Annotated in this window: 17 protein-coding genes; 7 read left to right on the forward strand and 10 right to left on the reverse strand. The window is 69.8% G+C overall.

Going from position 1 to position 13,153, the window contains the following annotated elements; genetic code table 11:
- Positions 1-105: 105 nt before the first annotated feature.
- Together ACWFRJ_RS22195 and ACWFRJ_RS22200 are read right to left on the reverse strand one after the other, a co-directional pair.
- Entirely contained in the window at positions 106-990 is an 885-nt protein-coding gene (locus ACWFRJ_RS22195) for an alpha/beta hydrolase fold domain-containing protein (RefSeq protein WP_453533371.1), read from the reverse strand.
- A complete protein-coding gene (locus ACWFRJ_RS22200; protein WP_453533374.1) occupies positions 987-1,544 on the reverse strand; it encodes a quercetin 2,3-dioxygenase in 558 nt (185 codons plus the stop codon). Before ACWFRJ_RS22200 ends, ACWFRJ_RS22195 begins: the two co-directional genes overlap by 4 nt.
- 117 nt (positions 1,545-1,661) lie before the next feature.
- Here ACWFRJ_RS22200 and ACWFRJ_RS22205 point away from each other — a divergent pair, with 117 nt between their 5' ends.
- Complete coding sequence (locus ACWFRJ_RS22205; RefSeq protein ID WP_453533377.1) at positions 1,662-2,120, forward strand: MarR family winged helix-turn-helix transcriptional regulator; 459 nt, start codon at positions 1,662-1,664, stop codon at positions 2,118-2,120.
- 4 nt (positions 2,121-2,124) lie between these two features.
- Here the strand turns inward: ACWFRJ_RS22205 and ACWFRJ_RS22210 are convergent, their stop codons facing one another.
- Positions 2,125-2,706, reverse strand: a complete 582-nt coding sequence (locus ACWFRJ_RS22210) for a TetR/AcrR family transcriptional regulator (protein ID WP_453533380.1) — start codon at positions 2,704-2,706, stop codon at positions 2,125-2,127.
- 115 nt (positions 2,707-2,821) lie between these two features.
- Between ACWFRJ_RS22210 and ACWFRJ_RS22215 the strand changes: the two genes are divergently transcribed.
- Positions 2,822-3,394 carry a hypothetical protein gene (locus tag ACWFRJ_RS22215; RefSeq protein WP_453533383.1) on the forward strand — a complete coding sequence of 191 codons (573 nt, stop codon included), beginning with the start codon at positions 2,822-2,824 and terminating at the stop codon, positions 3,392-3,394.
- Between the two features lie 35 nt (positions 3,395-3,429).
- Here the strand turns inward: ACWFRJ_RS22215 and ACWFRJ_RS22220 are convergent, their stop codons facing one another.
- From ACWFRJ_RS22220 to ACWFRJ_RS22230, 3 genes are read right to left on the reverse strand one after another with little or no spacing between them, the layout of a single operon-like run.
- Complete coding sequence (locus tag ACWFRJ_RS22220) at positions 3,430-4,278, reverse strand: helix-turn-helix domain-containing protein (RefSeq protein WP_453533386.1); 849 nt, start codon at positions 4,276-4,278, stop codon at positions 3,430-3,432.
- Between the two features lie 14 nt (positions 4,279-4,292).
- Positions 4,293-4,808, reverse strand: coding sequence for a DUF6879 family protein (locus tag ACWFRJ_RS22225; RefSeq protein ID WP_453533389.1), 516 nt, complete (start codon positions 4,806-4,808; stop codon positions 4,293-4,295).
- A complete protein-coding gene (locus ACWFRJ_RS22230; RefSeq protein WP_453533392.1) occupies positions 4,780-5,034 on the reverse strand; it encodes a hypothetical protein in 255 nt (84 codons plus the stop codon). The genes ACWFRJ_RS22225 and ACWFRJ_RS22230 overlap by 29 nt, the downstream gene beginning before the upstream one ends.
- A 232-nt stretch (positions 5,035-5,266) precedes the next feature.
- Here ACWFRJ_RS22230 and ACWFRJ_RS22235 point away from each other — a divergent pair, with 232 nt between their 5' ends.
- Complete coding sequence (locus ACWFRJ_RS22235; RefSeq protein WP_453533394.1) at positions 5,267-5,761, forward strand: glycine-rich domain-containing protein; 495 nt, start codon at positions 5,267-5,269, stop codon at positions 5,759-5,761.
- Positions 5,762-5,851: 90 nt separating this feature from the next.
- Positions 5,852-6,034 (forward strand): hypothetical protein, encoded by a 183-nt coding sequence (locus tag ACWFRJ_RS22240; RefSeq protein WP_453533397.1) that lies wholly within the window; start codon positions 5,852-5,854, stop codon positions 6,032-6,034.
- Between the two features lie 127 nt (positions 6,035-6,161).
- Here the strand turns inward: ACWFRJ_RS22240 and ACWFRJ_RS22245 are convergent, their stop codons facing one another.
- Entirely contained in the window at positions 6,162-7,319 is a 1,158-nt protein-coding gene (locus ACWFRJ_RS22245; protein WP_453533400.1) for an acyl-CoA dehydrogenase family protein, read from the reverse strand.
- Positions 7,320-7,531: 212 nt separating this feature from the next.
- Between ACWFRJ_RS22245 and ACWFRJ_RS22250 the strand changes: the two genes are divergently transcribed.
- Entirely contained in the window at positions 7,532-8,875 is a 1,344-nt protein-coding gene (locus ACWFRJ_RS22250) for a UDP-glucose dehydrogenase family protein (RefSeq protein WP_453533403.1), read from the forward strand.
- A gap of 44 nt (positions 8,876-8,919) precedes the next feature.
- Here the strand turns inward: ACWFRJ_RS22250 and ACWFRJ_RS22255 are convergent, their stop codons facing one another.
- Positions 8,920-9,432 (reverse strand): CGNR zinc finger domain-containing protein, encoded by a 513-nt coding sequence (locus ACWFRJ_RS22255; protein ID WP_453533406.1) that lies wholly within the window; start codon positions 9,430-9,432, stop codon positions 8,920-8,922.
- Between the two features lie 120 nt (positions 9,433-9,552).
- On the opposite strand from ACWFRJ_RS22255, the gene ACWFRJ_RS22260 reads away from it, so the two are divergent.
- Both ACWFRJ_RS22260 and ACWFRJ_RS22265 read left to right on the forward strand, forming a co-directional pair.
- Positions 9,553-9,921, forward strand: a complete 369-nt coding sequence (locus ACWFRJ_RS22260; RefSeq protein ID WP_453533409.1) for a VOC family protein — start codon at positions 9,553-9,555, stop codon at positions 9,919-9,921.
- A 19-nt stretch (positions 9,922-9,940) separates the two neighbouring features.
- On the forward strand, positions 9,941-10,333 hold the full coding sequence (locus ACWFRJ_RS22265) for a VOC family protein (protein WP_453533412.1): 393 nt from the start codon (positions 9,941-9,943) through the stop codon (positions 10,331-10,333).
- Between the two features lie 31 nt (positions 10,334-10,364).
- Here the strand turns inward: ACWFRJ_RS22265 and ACWFRJ_RS22270 are convergent, their stop codons facing one another.
- Together ACWFRJ_RS22270 and ACWFRJ_RS22275 are read right to left on the reverse strand one after the other, a co-directional pair.
- Complete coding sequence (locus ACWFRJ_RS22270; protein ID WP_453533415.1) at positions 10,365-11,495, reverse strand: dipeptidase; 1,131 nt, start codon at positions 11,493-11,495, stop codon at positions 10,365-10,367.
- 195 nt (positions 11,496-11,690) lie between these two features.
- Positions 11,691-13,040 (reverse strand): LCP family protein, encoded by a 1,350-nt coding sequence (locus ACWFRJ_RS22275; RefSeq protein WP_453533417.1) that lies wholly within the window; start codon positions 13,038-13,040, stop codon positions 11,691-11,693.
- Positions 13,041-13,153 lie beyond the last annotated feature (113 nt).

The raw sequence follows: 13,153 nt of genomic DNA on the forward strand, positions 1-13,153 counted from the left end.
CCTACACCACCGCCCGGTCTCCGTCCTACGGGCCATCCGGGCCCTTAGCCCCTTCCGGGCCCGCCGGGGGGGGGCCCCCCTACGGCCCCCCCCCCGCCCTGCTGCTTACGTCACGCGCCCCCGCGCGAACCGCAGCGAGCGCGCGAACACGTCCTCCACCGCGTCGTCGGGCGCGCCGTACCAGCCGTGGTCGGCGCCCGGCACCGTGCGCAGCTCCACCGGCACTCCCACGTCCCGCAGCCGCGCCGCGAGCTCCTCGCTGTGCGAGCCGGGGACCATCGTGTCCTGCTCGCCGTGGACCAGGAGGAAGGGCGGGGCGGCGGCGTGGACCCGCGCCACGGGGCTTGCCTCGCGAGCCCTCTCGGGTACGGCGGCGGGGGCGGCGCCGAGCAGCAGGGCCTCCGGGGTCGTGGCGCTGTGCGGGTCGAACGGGCCGCGGGGGACGGTCAGGTCGCTGGGGGCGTACCAGATCACGGCGCCGGTGGCCGCGATCGCGGGGTCAAGGGCGAGGAGCGAGGCCAGGTGCCCGCCCGCGGACTCGCCCCACACCACGGTCCTTGTCGTGTCGATGCCGAGTTCCGTCGCACGCAGGCCGAGCCAGCGCAGTGCGGCGCGCAGGTCGTCGAGCGGGGCGGGGAAGCGGGCCTCGCCGCTGAGCCGGTAGTCGGCGCAGGCGACCGCGAAGCCCGCGGCGGCGATGCGCTCCAACGGGCCCGGGGCCCAGTGCCGGGTCCGCAGCCCCATGTCGTCACGGCGGCCCCGACGCCAGGCGCCGCCGTGCACGAAGAGGACGAGCGGGGCGGGCCCGTTCCCGGCGGCAGGCAGCCAGAGGTCGAGTTCCAGCGGACGGCCGCCGTCGACCTCCCCGTACGGGACACCGCGGAGCAGCCGCAGGTCCGGTGCCGGACGCGCGGCGGGCGGCAGAGGCGCGACGTCAGGATGGGGAGCGGCGATCAGGTTCCGGAGCGCGGGGCCCGTTGCGTTGCTCACCGCGTGCGCCACTCGTGCTCGGGCAGGAAGCGCACGTCGTACTGCTGGGGGACGGTGGCGAACTTGTCGGGCGTGGGCACGACGGGCTCGCGCGGCAGACCGAGTTCATCGGCGGGGGCACCGAGAGTCTCGAAGAACCGCTCGAAGGTGCCGCCGGGCCCCGCGGCGACGCCGACGACCTGGCTGTGGTGGCGCTCCATGCGGTAGGCGTGCGGACAGTTCTTCGGTACGAAGCCGAAGTCGCCCGGGGTGAGGAGCTTCTCCTGCTGCTCGCCCTCCAGGTCCTCGACGAAGAGGCGGACGGCGCCCTGGGTGACGTAGAAGACCTCGTAGGTGTCGGGGTGCAGATGGGCCGGGATGATGTTGCCCCTGGGGCCCTCGACGGTGAAGAAGTTGAACGCGTTCTCGGTCTGCTCGCCGCCCGCGTAGATGGTGATCAGGTCGCCGAAGAGATGAGCGCGGTCGCCCTCGCCCTTCTCGATGACGTAGGGCTTGCCCGGGTCGGCGGGGATGCGTGAGGAGCGCCGGTGGCGGGTGGCGTACTCGATCGTCATGAGCTCTCCCGGAGATGTGGATGGCTGGGGAATCTGCGGAACGTCGAACGTCAGGCAGCCTGACATGATGCGTAGGGTGGGGGCAAGACACCGCCCTCGAACCCATAGGCTCTCGACATGCACGCCACCGGCCCCACAGGCCGCAATCTCCCCCAGCTGCTGGGCGACGCCCGGCGCTGGTTCGAGGACGCGCTCCTGGCGACCCTGGAGGAGGCGGGGGAGGCCCCGGTGTCCCCGACGCAGGCGGGTCTCTTCGCCGTCCTGGACGAGCAGGGCACGACGGTCTCCGAGCTGGCGCGCCGGATGGGCGTCACCCGGCAGACCGCACATCAGGCGGTGCACGGCCTGGTCGCGACGGGCCTCCTGGAACAGGTCCCCGACCCTTCCTCGGGCCGACAGCGGCTGATCCGCCGCACACAGGAGGGCGCGCGCACGCACCGCAGGGCGGAACTGGTCCTGCGACGCGTGGAGCAGGAACTCGCCGACCGGATCGGCGAGCAGACGGTGCTCGCGCTGCGGGCGGCTCTCGAACTCCCGTGGGGGAGCCCGCCGGTCCTGGCCCCGCCCAAGGACTGAACCCTCAGCGACTCCGGGACAGAATGCCTTCGACGCCGTGCAGGAACGTCTCGGAGATCAGAGTCGGGTCGAAGAGGCAGCCGGCGGCCATGGCCCCGTCCCGGAGCATGACGAAGTGCCGCCCTGCCGCGTCGGCGGGCGCGCAACCGGCCTGCGCCAGCAATTGCGTGACGGTCTCCAGGAACCACTGACGATGCGCCAGTACGGCCTGGTGGACCGGGTGTGCCGGGTCGGGATACTCGGCCACCGCGTTGAGGAAGGCGCACCCGCGGAACCCTGAGTACTGGATGCCCTCGGTGATGGACCGAGCGACGGCCCGGATCGTGTCGTCCGCCGGTCCGCCCTCCGCCAGTACGGCCGCGACCTGCGCCCGGATGCCGTGATCGGCCTGCTGGAGGTAGGCAAGGATCAGCTCTTCCTTGCCCTTGAAGTGCCGGTACAGCGTGGCCCGGGTGACCTGGGCTTCGGCGATGATCCGGTCCACGCCGACGGAGTGGATGCCCTCCGCGTAGAAGATCCGGGTCGCTGTGCCGAGCAGGCGGGACCGTGCCTCGGACGTGCTCCCGCCTTCTGTACGCGTACTCATGGCGCCCACCGTATCAGCCGATGAGGGAGAACGTTCGGTCTTGACAGGGGGATGGGGGCACTCTTCAATGTGAGGCAAGAGACCGAACGTTCTCCCTCACGAAAAGGGCTCCGTCATGAACACCACCACCCCCGCCCCTACTGCTACCGCTACGGCGAGTGCCTCCCCGGCGCTGGCGCTGCGCCGGCTGTATCTCGTGCGCTTCGTGTTCGCCGCGGTCTGGGCCGCCCTGCTGTTCACGTCCGCCGACACCCTGGGCGCCCTCAGCGCGACACTGCTGGTGATCTACCCCTTGTTCGACGTGGCGTGCGCGGTCGTCGACGCCAGGGCCGCCAGGGCGGACGGCGGACCGGTGCGCGGCCTCTACGCGAACATCGCGCTCAGCACCCTCACCACCGCGGGTCTGGTCGCCGCGGCGTCCTCCGGCATCCCGGCCGTCCTGCGCGTCTGGGGTGCCTGGGCGATCACCGCGGGTGTCGTCCAGCTGATCGTCGGCGTCCTGCGACGCGGCATGGGAGGCCAGTGGCCGATGATCGCCAGCGGCGCCATCTCCACCCTCGCCGGAGCCTCCTTCATCGCCCAGGCCGGCAAGGACGACGCCTCACTGAGCATGCTGGCCGGCTACGCCCTGCTCGGCGGAGTCTTCTTCCTCGTCTCCGCGCTGCGCCTGAACCGCACCACCGCCTGAACCGCACCACCGAACACTGACCAGGTGGAGGGCCCTCAGGCCAGGGACGCCACCGCATCCACGAGGAGGGAGCGTGCTGCCGCTCCCCTCGCGGCCTGCTGCGAGAGCCGTTCAAAGGCACGGGCGTACAGCTCGACCTGACTGGGCTGCGTGAGCGTGGAAGCAGCATCGAGCGTGTCCGCGTGCACCCTGCTCTCATCGAAGATCGTGAAGGTCGGCATGGGCCACACGGTCCGTTGCCCCGAGAGCGGGACGATGCCCACGGCGACGTTTTGACGGTCCATGACTCCGAGCAAGTGGCCGAGCTGGGCCGCCATGGTTTCGGCGGCGCACAGCTGGTAGCGCAACACCGACTCTTCCAGGACGAAGGAGAACCGGCGCCCGCCCAGGCTCAGGACCTCGTTACGCCGCATGCGGGCTGCCACGGCGTCGCTCACGTCATCCGGGGTTCCCCGGAAGTCCGCGATGGACGACAGCAGGGCGGTGGCGTAACCCGGGGTCTGGAGGAATCCAGGAATCACGTCGGAAACGTAGATACGGAAGGTCTTGGTTTGTCGGTACAGGTCGCCGGTGCTCTCTTGCAGGCGCCGGAGGCCGGTCTGCTGGAGCCGTCTCCACTCCACATGCGCTTCGGCGGACTGTCTGTTGGCCGCGACCAGATCAGGGGCCTGGTCTTCGGCGGCGCAAGCCCTGCACCAAGCTCGGATATCCGCATCGGAGGGAGGCGTCCTGGCGTTCTCGATCCGGGACGACTTCGACTCCGACCAACCGCACCTGACGGCCAGCTCCCGCCCGCTGATCCCCGCGTCCTTCCGGACCTCACGCAGACGCCTCGCAAGATACTCGCGAGCCTTCTGAACGCGTGAAGAGGGGTGTGGGGGCATGGAGCCGGCTCTCGTCAGACCTTGTACCGGTGGTGCGGGATCGCTCGCTCCCATACCGCTTCGAAGGCGGTGGAGCACAGCTTCACGGCTTCCGGGTCGGCCGTTATCTCGTCCTCCACCACCGCGCCGTCACCCGAGAAGTGGTGCACCCGGAGCAGCGCTTCATCGAACAGCCAGAAGTCATTCCCCGGCAGTGCGATGGCCGTGCTCAGTCGCCGGGGCAGCCACCGGACTTCCTCACCGGCCGTGACGTTGGCGTGAGTGACGTAGTGCTCCCACCGGATGTAGTCCGACACCGGTTCGGAAATCACCCGGGCCCTGCGGATGACCACACCCCTGGCCACGGTGTCCGCGATCAACTGGTCATAGGGATGCCACCAGGACTCGCGATCGTCCCAACTGATCCGCTCGCCGCGCTTCCACGCCTCGAACCGGTCCGAGGCGGCGTACGAGTCGCGCAACTCCAGGTGGACGGCGGATCGCTCGCACCGGCCAAGCAGCTCAGCGAAGCTGGGCACGCTCGACGGCATCACACGCCTCCCTGATCATCGGAATCATCCGGGCCGGAATCCTGACGATGGCCTCGCTGCCCGGCACCGGACCGTTCGCGGTGCTGGTTCCCTCGCACTCCGCCTGAGTCTCAGGGGTCGGCTTCCACCCCTGCAACAAGATCTCCTGAGCTTCCGCGTCCGCCCGCACGGTGGGGCAGTGATCCCGGTCGGTGTCGGGGTCGATCCCAACGAACTCTACGGCCATGGCAGGCTCCCTGGTCCAGGTACTTGCTTGGGCTTGCACTAGCTTCTTTGACCTGGAGTTATGGCGTCAACACCGCAATGTTCCTTGCGAATTGACGTGCAAGCTCATGCAAGTTCGTGGAGCCCGAAGCTCCCTGATTCCTACGGTCACCACATCAACGGCCGCAGGGGTGGGCTGTGAAGTGCCGAAACCAGGGGTGGGCTGTGAAGTGCCGAAACAGGGAGGAACGAACATGCACGATGTACGTGCGTTACTCACCGATGCCGCGTTCGGGGGTGTCGTCGCCACCGTCATCGACAACAACTCCGGTATGGAGGAGGCGACGGCCGAGCGGATCGTAGTGGAAGCGCTCAAGTTCATGGACGCCGCCGTGCGGTTCCCCACTGTCAAGATCACGCCCTCCCGCGTGGTGGATGAGGGATGGCACGCCCTGATCCTGCACACGAACCTGTACGAGAAGCTGTGCGAGCGTCTGGGACGGTTCGTGCATCACTGGCCCGAGCGTCCTGATGCCGAACGGCACGACGAGCACGCGCTCACGCGTACGGTGGCCATCGTCGAGCAGGCTGGACACACCGTGGACAGTGAGCTGTGGACGGGCCCGACCAAAACCCTTGTCTCGGTGGCGGCGAGTTGCTCCCACACTCCCAAGCCTGGCGGCTGCGGCCCGATCAATCCGGGCAAGTGCGCTTCGCACTGCTCGGGCGGTGGTGGTGGCGGTAGCTAGGTCGGCGGCGCCCAGAGGGAAGGCGGAAGTGTGGACGCGGAGCAAGCCCGGCAAGTCGATTCTGTACTCAGGAAGTTGGGGATTCCTGGTGTGGTCGCACCCGAGGATTCGGAGAACTCGGCAGGGGAGTGGCGTGTGTACGACACGGCGGACCCCGCCACGCGACGGGACGTGACCGCTGACGTACTGGCGTCCGTGGTGGCCAAGTTCCCCGAGGGGGAGCCGGGGGCGGGGCCAATGCGAGGGTTCGTCATCCCGCCCAAGGGCGAGTGACCCCGCCTGCTGGTGTGCCAACAGATGCGGACGGCCCCCGGCGCGATGCCGGGGGCCGTGGTGTTCACGCAGGTCCGGGGCGCCGCCCCGAGTCATTAGAGATGGTCGCTGACCTGCGAAAACCCCGCTAGGGCAGGTTCCTCGCCATGACGATCCGCTGAACTTGATTCGTGCCTTCATAAATTTGCGTGATCTTCGCGTCGCGCATCATCCGCTCGACGGGGTAGTCACGCGTGTAGCCGTAGCCGCCGAGCAGCTGGACGGCGTCCGTCGTGACCTCCATCGCCACGTCCGACGCGAAGCACTTCGCGGCCGCGCCCTGGAAGGTGAGGTCCGCGTCGCCGCGCTCCGACTTGGCAGCCGCCGCGTACGTCAGCTGTCGCGCGGCCTCGATCTTCATGGCCATGTCCGCGAGCATGAACTGCACGCCCTGGAAGTCGCCGATCGGCTTTCCGAACTGCTTGCGCTCCTTGACGTAGCCCTTGGCGTAGTCGAGCGCGCCCTGGGCGATGCCGAGTGCCTGGGCCGCGATCGTGATGCGGGTGTGGTCCAGGGTCTTCATCGCCGTGGCGAAGCCCGTGCCCTCCTCGCCGATCATGCGGTCGGCGGGGATGCGAACGTTGTCGAAGTAGACCTCGCGGGTCGGCGAACCCTTGATGCCGAGCTTGCGCTCGGGGGCGCCGAAGGAGACGCCCTCGTCCGACTTCTCGACGACGAAGGCGGAGATGCCCTTCGAGCGCTTGGTCGGGTCGGTCACGGCCATCACCGTGTAGTACTCGGAGACGCCCGCGTTCGTGATCCAGCGCTTCACGCCGTTGAGGATCCAGGAGTCCCCGTCACGGACGGCCTTCGTCTTCATGCCGGCCGCGTCCGAGCCCGCGTCGGGCTCGGAGAGTGCGTACGAGAACATGCCCTCGCCCTTGGCGAGCGGCGTCATGTACTTCTTCTTCAGCTCCTCGGACCCGGAGAGGATCACGGGGAGCGAGCCCAGCTTGTTCACGGCCGGGATGAGCGAGGACGAGGCGCAGACGCGCGCCACCTCCTCGATCACGATGACCGTGGCGAGCGCGTCGGCGCCGGTGCCGCCGAAGCTCTCCGGTACGTGCACGGCGTGCAGGTCGGAGGCGACGAGGGCGTCGAGCGCCTCCTGCGGGAAGCGGGCCTCCTCGTCGACCGCCGCGGCGAACGGTGCGATCTTCGCCTCGGAGAGCGAACGGATCGCGTCGCGGAGCATGTCGTGCTCCTCGGACGGGCGGTACAGGTCGAAATCAGCCGATCCGGCCAAGGTTTCTCACGCTCCAAGGATGCTAATTACCGTTAAGTAACCCAAATTTTAGAGGGCGGCTCGCGTGAGGGATACGTGAGCTTGCCGACAGCGGGCGGCGAGCGGTTGGCAGGGTGGGTTGCAAGCGGTCGGCAATAGCGGAAACGTGCCCGCTCAAGTGCGCGACTATGCTCGGGCACCGCACTGACGGCCGTAGACCCCTGGAGCACCGCATGGCCCTCAAGATCACCGTGATCGGCACCGGCTACCTCGGTGCCACGCACGCCGCGGCCATGGCCGAGCTCGGTTTCGAGGTGCTCGGCCTCGACGTCGTGCCCGAGAAGATCGAGATGCTGCAGCGGGGCGAGGTCCCGATGTACGAGCCCGGTCTGGAAGAGCTGCTGCGCAAGCACGTCGCCGGGATCGAGGGTTCGAGCGGGCGGCTGAGCTTCACCATGGACTTCGCGGAGGCCGCGGCCTTCGGCGACGTCCACTTCGTCTGCGTGAACACCCCGCAGAAGCACGGTGAGTACGCCTGCGACATGAGCTACGTCGACAGCGCCTTCGCGCAGCTCGCCCCGCATCTGACGCGCCCCGCGCTCGTCGTCGGCAAGTCGACCGTGCCGGTCGGCTCGGCGGACCGCCTCGCGCGCGAGCTGGCCGCGAACGCGCCGGTGGGCGCCGAGGCCGAGCTGGCCTGGAACCCGGAGTTCCTGCGCGAGGGCTTCGCGGTGAAGGACACCCTCCACCCGGACCGCATCGTCGTCGGCGTACGCAGCGCGCACGCCGAGAAGCTCCTTCGCGAGGTGTACGCGGGCCCGGTCGGGGAGGGCTCGCCCTTCGTCGTCACGGACTTCCCGACCGCCGAGCTCGTGAAGACCGCCGCCAACTCCTTCCTCGCCACGAAGATCTCCTTCATCAACGCGATGGCGGAGGTGTGCGAGGCCGCGGGCGGCGACGTCGTGAAGCTGGCCGAGGCGCTCGGGTACGACGACCGCATCGGCAAGAAGTTCCTGCGGGCCGGGATCGGCTTCGGCGGCGGCTGCCTGCCCAAGGACATCCGGGCGTTCATGGCGCGGGCCGGGGAGCTCGGCGCCGACCAGGCGCTGACCTTCCTGCGGGAGATCGACTCCATCAACATGCGCCGACGCGGGCAGATGGTGGAGATGGCGCGCGAGGCGCTCGGCGGCGGGTCCTTCCTGGGCAAGCGGGTCGCGGTCCTCGGTGCGACGTTCAAGCCGGACTCCGACGACGTACGTGACTCGCCCGCGCTGAACGTCGCCGGGCAGATCCACCTCCAGGGCGGCCAGGTCACCGTGTACGACCCCAAGGGGATGGCGAACGCCGGTCGGCTCTTCCCGACGCTCGCGTACGCGGAGAGCGCCGTGGACGCCGTCAGGGGCGCGGACGTGGTCCTGCACCTCACGGAGTGGCGCGAGTTCCGCGAGCTGGACGCGGAGGCCCTTGGCGCGGTCGCTTCGGACCGGCTCATCCTGGACGGCCGCAACGCGCTCGACCCGGCGGTCTGGCGCGCGGCGGGCTGGACGTACCGGGCGATGGGCAGGCCGTCGGCCTAGGCTCCGGTCTTGCCCCTAAGCGCCTTACGCGCCTTTACGTGGCCTTACGCGCCCTTCCGTGCCCGGTAGGCCCGCATCTTCGCGCGGGCCCCGCACACGCCCATGTCGCACCACCGGCTGCGCCCGGCGGGGCTGCGGTCGTAGTACGCCCAGTGACAGTCCGGGGCCTCGCACGCCTTGAGGCGGGACCAGGTGCCCGCCGCGACCGCCTCCGAGATGGCAAGGGCGGCCCGGGAGAGGAGGGTGTCCGGCTCCACGGGGGCCAGCGACGCTGAGCCGTCCTCCGCGTCGACCCGCACCAACAGCGGTGCCTCCGCGAGGAGTTGGGAGAGCGCGGGCGCGGCGGTGTGCGGCCCGTGCCCCGCGTGGGCGAGACACGCGACCCGCAGCGACTCGCGCAGCTCCCGAGCCGCCCCCGTCTGCGCGCCCGGCGCGAGACCGAAGGGTGCGCGCCCCTCCGACGAGTCGAGCGCGTCCGCGCCGGACTCCAGGTCCAGGGTGTTCACCAGTGCCTGGATCAGCGCGAGACCCCCGGGAGCGGGCGCCTTGTCATTCATGCGTGCGGCCATTCATGCTTGCGACGTTACTGCCAATGGGGGAGTATGAGGTAACCGTTACCCCGAGCGGGCGGTTGCTGGTAACTGCTGCTGGTAACTCACTGAGCTGAGGAGAAGACCATGCCCCTCGCCAAACTCGGCGCCGTCGTACTCGACTGTCCCGAACCCCTCGCACTCGCCACCTTCTACGCCGCCGTCCTCGGCGGCACTCCCAAGGTTGACGACGAAGGCTGGGTGGACCTCGAAGGCAGCGGCGGCACCCCGCTCCAGTTCCAGGCCGTCCCCGGCTACGTGCCGCCGCAGTGGCCCGATCAGGCGCACCCGCAGCAGTTCCATCTGGACCTCGAAGTGCCGCGGGCGGAGATGGACGCCGTCGAGAAGGAGGTGCTCGCGCTCGGCGCCACGGTGCTCGAGGCGGAGGACCGCGAGCGGAGTTTCCGGGTGTACGCCGACCCGGCAGGGCATCCGTTCTGCCTCTGCGCCTGCTGATTGCGAGAAAGGAACAGCCATGGCGCCCATCGCGCGGATGCGCAACGTCGTCCTCGACTGCCCCGACCCCGGTCGACTGGCCGAGTTCTACGCGCACTTGCTGGGCGGCACCATCGAGGGGGACGAGGACAACGACTGGGTCACCCTCCACACCCCCGGCGGGCTGCGCCTCTGCTTCCAGGAGGCACCGGGCCACCGCCCGCCGAACTGGCCTCAGGAGGAAGCCGGTTCGCAGCAGATCCACATCGACCTCGACGTGGGTCCTGCCGTCCAGGACATCGAGCGCGCCCAGGACCGCGTACTCGCCCTGGGCGCCGAGCCGCTCGACGTCGACGACGACAACGGCGTCCGCGACTTCCGCGTCTACGCCGATCCGGCAGGGCACCCGTTCTGCCTCTGCCGGATCTCCTAGAGCTGAGAGCTGAGAGCCGGGAGCTGAAGCCTCAGCCCGTCGCCGCCCGCTGCTGCTGCCGCAGCCTCTCCCGCGCCGCCCGTCCCGCGAAGTCCGCCCCGCGCAGCGCGCGTTGGACGTTGCCCCACGTCAGGCGCGCGAGGTCGTCGTCAGGCCAGCCGCGCTCGACGAGCTCGGCGACGAGGTGCGGATAGCGCGATGCGTCGGCCAGTCCTTCGGGGTGCGCGGCCGAGGTGTCGTACGTCCCCGAGAGGCCCACGCACTCCGGGCCCGCGAGGCGGCGTACGTGATCGAGGTGGTCCGCCACCTCACGTATCGAGGAACCCGTCTGCTCGGCCGCCAGCGGCACCAGGCACAGGCCCTTGGCGGCGCCGAGCGCGGTGAGCAGGTCGTCCGAGAGGTTCGCCGGGGCGTCCCGCAGCGCGCGGGCCCCCGAGCGGGCGAAGAGCACCGGCGCCTTGGAGACGGCGAGCACCCGGCGGGCCGTGGTCTCGGCAGCCCCGGACAGCTCGGCGAGCACCCCGAGCCGGTTCAGCTCGCGCACCACCTCCTCGCCGAACGGGCTAAGACCCTCAGGGCCGGCCCAGGACGTACCGGAGAGCGTCAGGGAGCACAGGCCCAGGGTGTGCAGGGCGCGCAGGGTGGCGAGCGAGTCGCCGATCGCCTCGGCGCGCGCGGGGCCGATCAGGGTGGCGATGCGGCCGCAGTGACGGGCGTCGGCCACCTCCGACGCCGTACGGGTCAGGCGAAGCCCCTCGGAGTGGTCGGCGACGACGCGCTTGACGAGGTCGAGCTGTTCGAGGGTCGCGCCGAGTACGCGGTCACCGGTGATGCCGTCCGGGACGTGCACCGACCAGAACTGCGCCCCTACGCCGCCCGTCCGCAGCCGCGGCACATCGGCGTCCACCGCGTTGTCGCCCAGCTCCAGGTCGTACCAGGGCAGTTCGCGCAGCGTCCAGGGCAGTCCGCTGTAGCCGTCGGCGACGGGGTGGGCGGCGAGCAGCGCGCGGGCGCTGCGGAGGGGGTCCGGGGAGGGTGCGGGCGCGGGCCCGTACGCCGGTTCGGGTTCGGATATGGGCGGGGGTTCGGGGGACCGCGCGGGAGGCCGGTCCAGGTCTCCGGCTTCGGCGGTGGTGTCGAGTTCGACCTGTAGGTCAGCCATGACGGTGCTCCGGACTTCAGGGTGGGTCCGGTCCACCGTGACACGCGGGAGCCGCGGCTTCACGGCGGGCGAAGCGTTCGGGGTACGGAGCGAGGTACGGAGCGGGCACGGAGCGGGTACGGAGCCGTGACCGCGACACGTGTGAGGGCCCCGCCGATCCATCGGCGGGGCCCTCACACGTGTCGCTCACACGCCTCAGCCGCCCGAGACGGTCACCTTCTCGTCGTTGTTCAGCTCGGAGACCATCTGCTTGACCTTGGCCTTGTCCCACAGGAGGTTGCCGCCGGTCGAGCCCGCGAGCGGCATGTTCATGGACTTGCCGTCGCCGCCGGTGACGCCCTTCATGGCCCAGAACATGGACGCCACGTCGAACAGGCCCATGTCCTTGTCGACGATCAGCGTGTCGAGGCCCGCGCCCATCGTGGGGTAGAGCTTGAACGGGTTGATGACCGTCGACGGCGTGGCCGCCTGGCTGGCCAGGGCCGCGAGGAACTTCTGCTGGTTCTTCGTGCGGTCCAGGTCGCTGCCCGGCAGGGCGTAGCGCGTACGGACGAAGGCCAGGGCCTGCTGGCCGTCGAGGGTCTGCTTGCCCGCCTCGAAGTCGGCGCCTGACTTCTCGTCCTTGAAGCCCTTGGGAATGTCGAGCTCCACGCCGCCGACCGCGTCCACGATCTTGGCGAAGCCGCCGAAGCCGATCTCGGCGTAGTGGTCGATCTTCAGGCCGGTGTTGTACTCGATGGTGCGGACGAGCAGCTCGGGGCCGTCCTCCGCGTACGCGGCGTTCAGCTTCGTCTGGCGGCCCTGGTTCGGGTAGAGCTTGCCGGACTCGGCGCCCTTGAAGTTGGGGATCGTCACGTTCGAGTCGCGCGGCAGCGAGATCATCGTGTTCCCGCCGTCGTCCGCGACGTGCAGGATCATCATCGAGTCCGTGCGCTTGCCCTCGGCCGAGCCCGTGTGGAGCTTCTTCTTGTCCTCGGCGGTCATGCCCTCGCGGCTGTCGGAGCCGACGATCAGGTAGTTCGTGCCCGCGCCGCCGTCGGGGCGCTCGATGACCTTGGAGAGGTCGACCTCGCGCTTGAGCTTGGAGTCGGCCCAGAAGTACGTGGAGACGGAGACCACGACCAGCAGCACGACGAAGGTGATCGCGCCGATCTTGATGCGGCGCCGCCAGTTCGGGGCGGGGCGGGGCGCGCGGGTGCCGTACCCGTCGCCGCCGCCCTGACCGCCCTGTCCGCCGTTGCCCTGGCCGTCCGGGGCGCCGTAGACCTGGCCGGTGTTGTAACCGCTGTCGTAGCCGTTGTCGTAACCGCCCTGGCGCGAGCCGCGGGGCTCGAACATCTCGTCGCGCGCGTCGCCGTACCGCTGGCCCTGCCCGTCGTCGTACGACTGCTGCTGCGGTACACCGCCCCCCGGCTGCTGGCCCGGTCGGCCGGAGGGGCCGCCGCGCTGGACATGCCGCATCCTGCGGGCGCCCTCAGGCTGCGTGCTCCCGCTGCCACGGCCGTATCCTCGGCCGTTGCCCTGGTCGTCAGGCCAATCGCTCATGTGGGTCAGTGTGCCGTCTCTGACCACGTGCCTTATAGGGCAGACGGGATTTCGGTTCAGGGCTGTTGCAGATCTGATGCAAAGCGCTCCCGCGCGGCACGGACATTCGTCAG

It is taken from the genome of Streptomyces sp. NPDC055239, from assembly GCF_053606205.1.

Excerpts from the sequence above, each read along its gene's own strand:
- ACWFRJ_RS22255 (WP_453533406.1), bottom strand. The coding sequence starts at position 9,432 with ATGAATGACAAGGCGCCCGCTCCCGGGGGTCTCGCGCTGATCCAGGCA.
- ACWFRJ_RS22215 (WP_453533383.1), top strand. The coding sequence starts at position 2,822 with ATGAACACCACCACCCCCGCCCCTACTGCTACCGCTACGGCGAGTGCC.
- ACWFRJ_RS22265 (WP_453533412.1), top strand. The coding sequence starts at position 9,941 with ATGGCGCCCATCGCGCGGATGCGCAACGTCGTCCTCGACTGCCCCGAC.
- ACWFRJ_RS22275 (WP_453533417.1), bottom strand. The coding sequence starts at position 13,040 with ATGAGCGATTGGCCTGACGACCAGGGCAACGGCCGAGGATACGGCCGT.
- ACWFRJ_RS22260 (WP_453533409.1), top strand. The coding sequence starts at position 9,553 with ATGCCCCTCGCCAAACTCGGCGCCGTCGTACTCGACTGTCCCGAACCC.
- ACWFRJ_RS22220 (WP_453533386.1), bottom strand. The coding sequence starts at position 4,278 with ATGCCCCCACACCCCTCTTCACGCGTTCAGAAGGCTCGCGAGTATCTT.
- ACWFRJ_RS22205 (WP_453533377.1), top strand. The coding sequence starts at position 1,662 with ATGCACGCCACCGGCCCCACAGGCCGCAATCTCCCCCAGCTGCTGGGC.
- ACWFRJ_RS22210 (WP_453533380.1), bottom strand. The coding sequence starts at position 2,706 with ATGAGTACGCGTACAGAAGGCGGGAGCACGTCCGAGGCACGGTCCCGC.
- ACWFRJ_RS22225 (WP_453533389.1), bottom strand. The coding sequence starts at position 4,808 with ATGCCGTCGAGCGTGCCCAGCTTCGCTGAGCTGCTTGGCCGGTGCGAG.
- ACWFRJ_RS22230 (WP_453533392.1), bottom strand. The coding sequence starts at position 5,034 with ATGGCCGTAGAGTTCGTTGGGATCGACCCCGACACCGACCGGGATCAC.
- ACWFRJ_RS22200 (WP_453533374.1), bottom strand. The coding sequence starts at position 1,544 with ATGACGATCGAGTACGCCACCCGCCACCGGCGCTCCTCACGCATCCCC.
- ACWFRJ_RS22270 (WP_453533415.1), bottom strand. The coding sequence starts at position 11,495 with ATGGCTGACCTACAGGTCGAACTCGACACCACCGCCGAAGCCGGAGAC.
- ACWFRJ_RS22235 (WP_453533394.1), top strand. The coding sequence starts at position 5,267 with ATGCACGATGTACGTGCGTTACTCACCGATGCCGCGTTCGGGGGTGTC.
- ACWFRJ_RS22250 (WP_453533403.1), top strand. The coding sequence starts at position 7,532 with ATGGCCCTCAAGATCACCGTGATCGGCACCGGCTACCTCGGTGCCACG.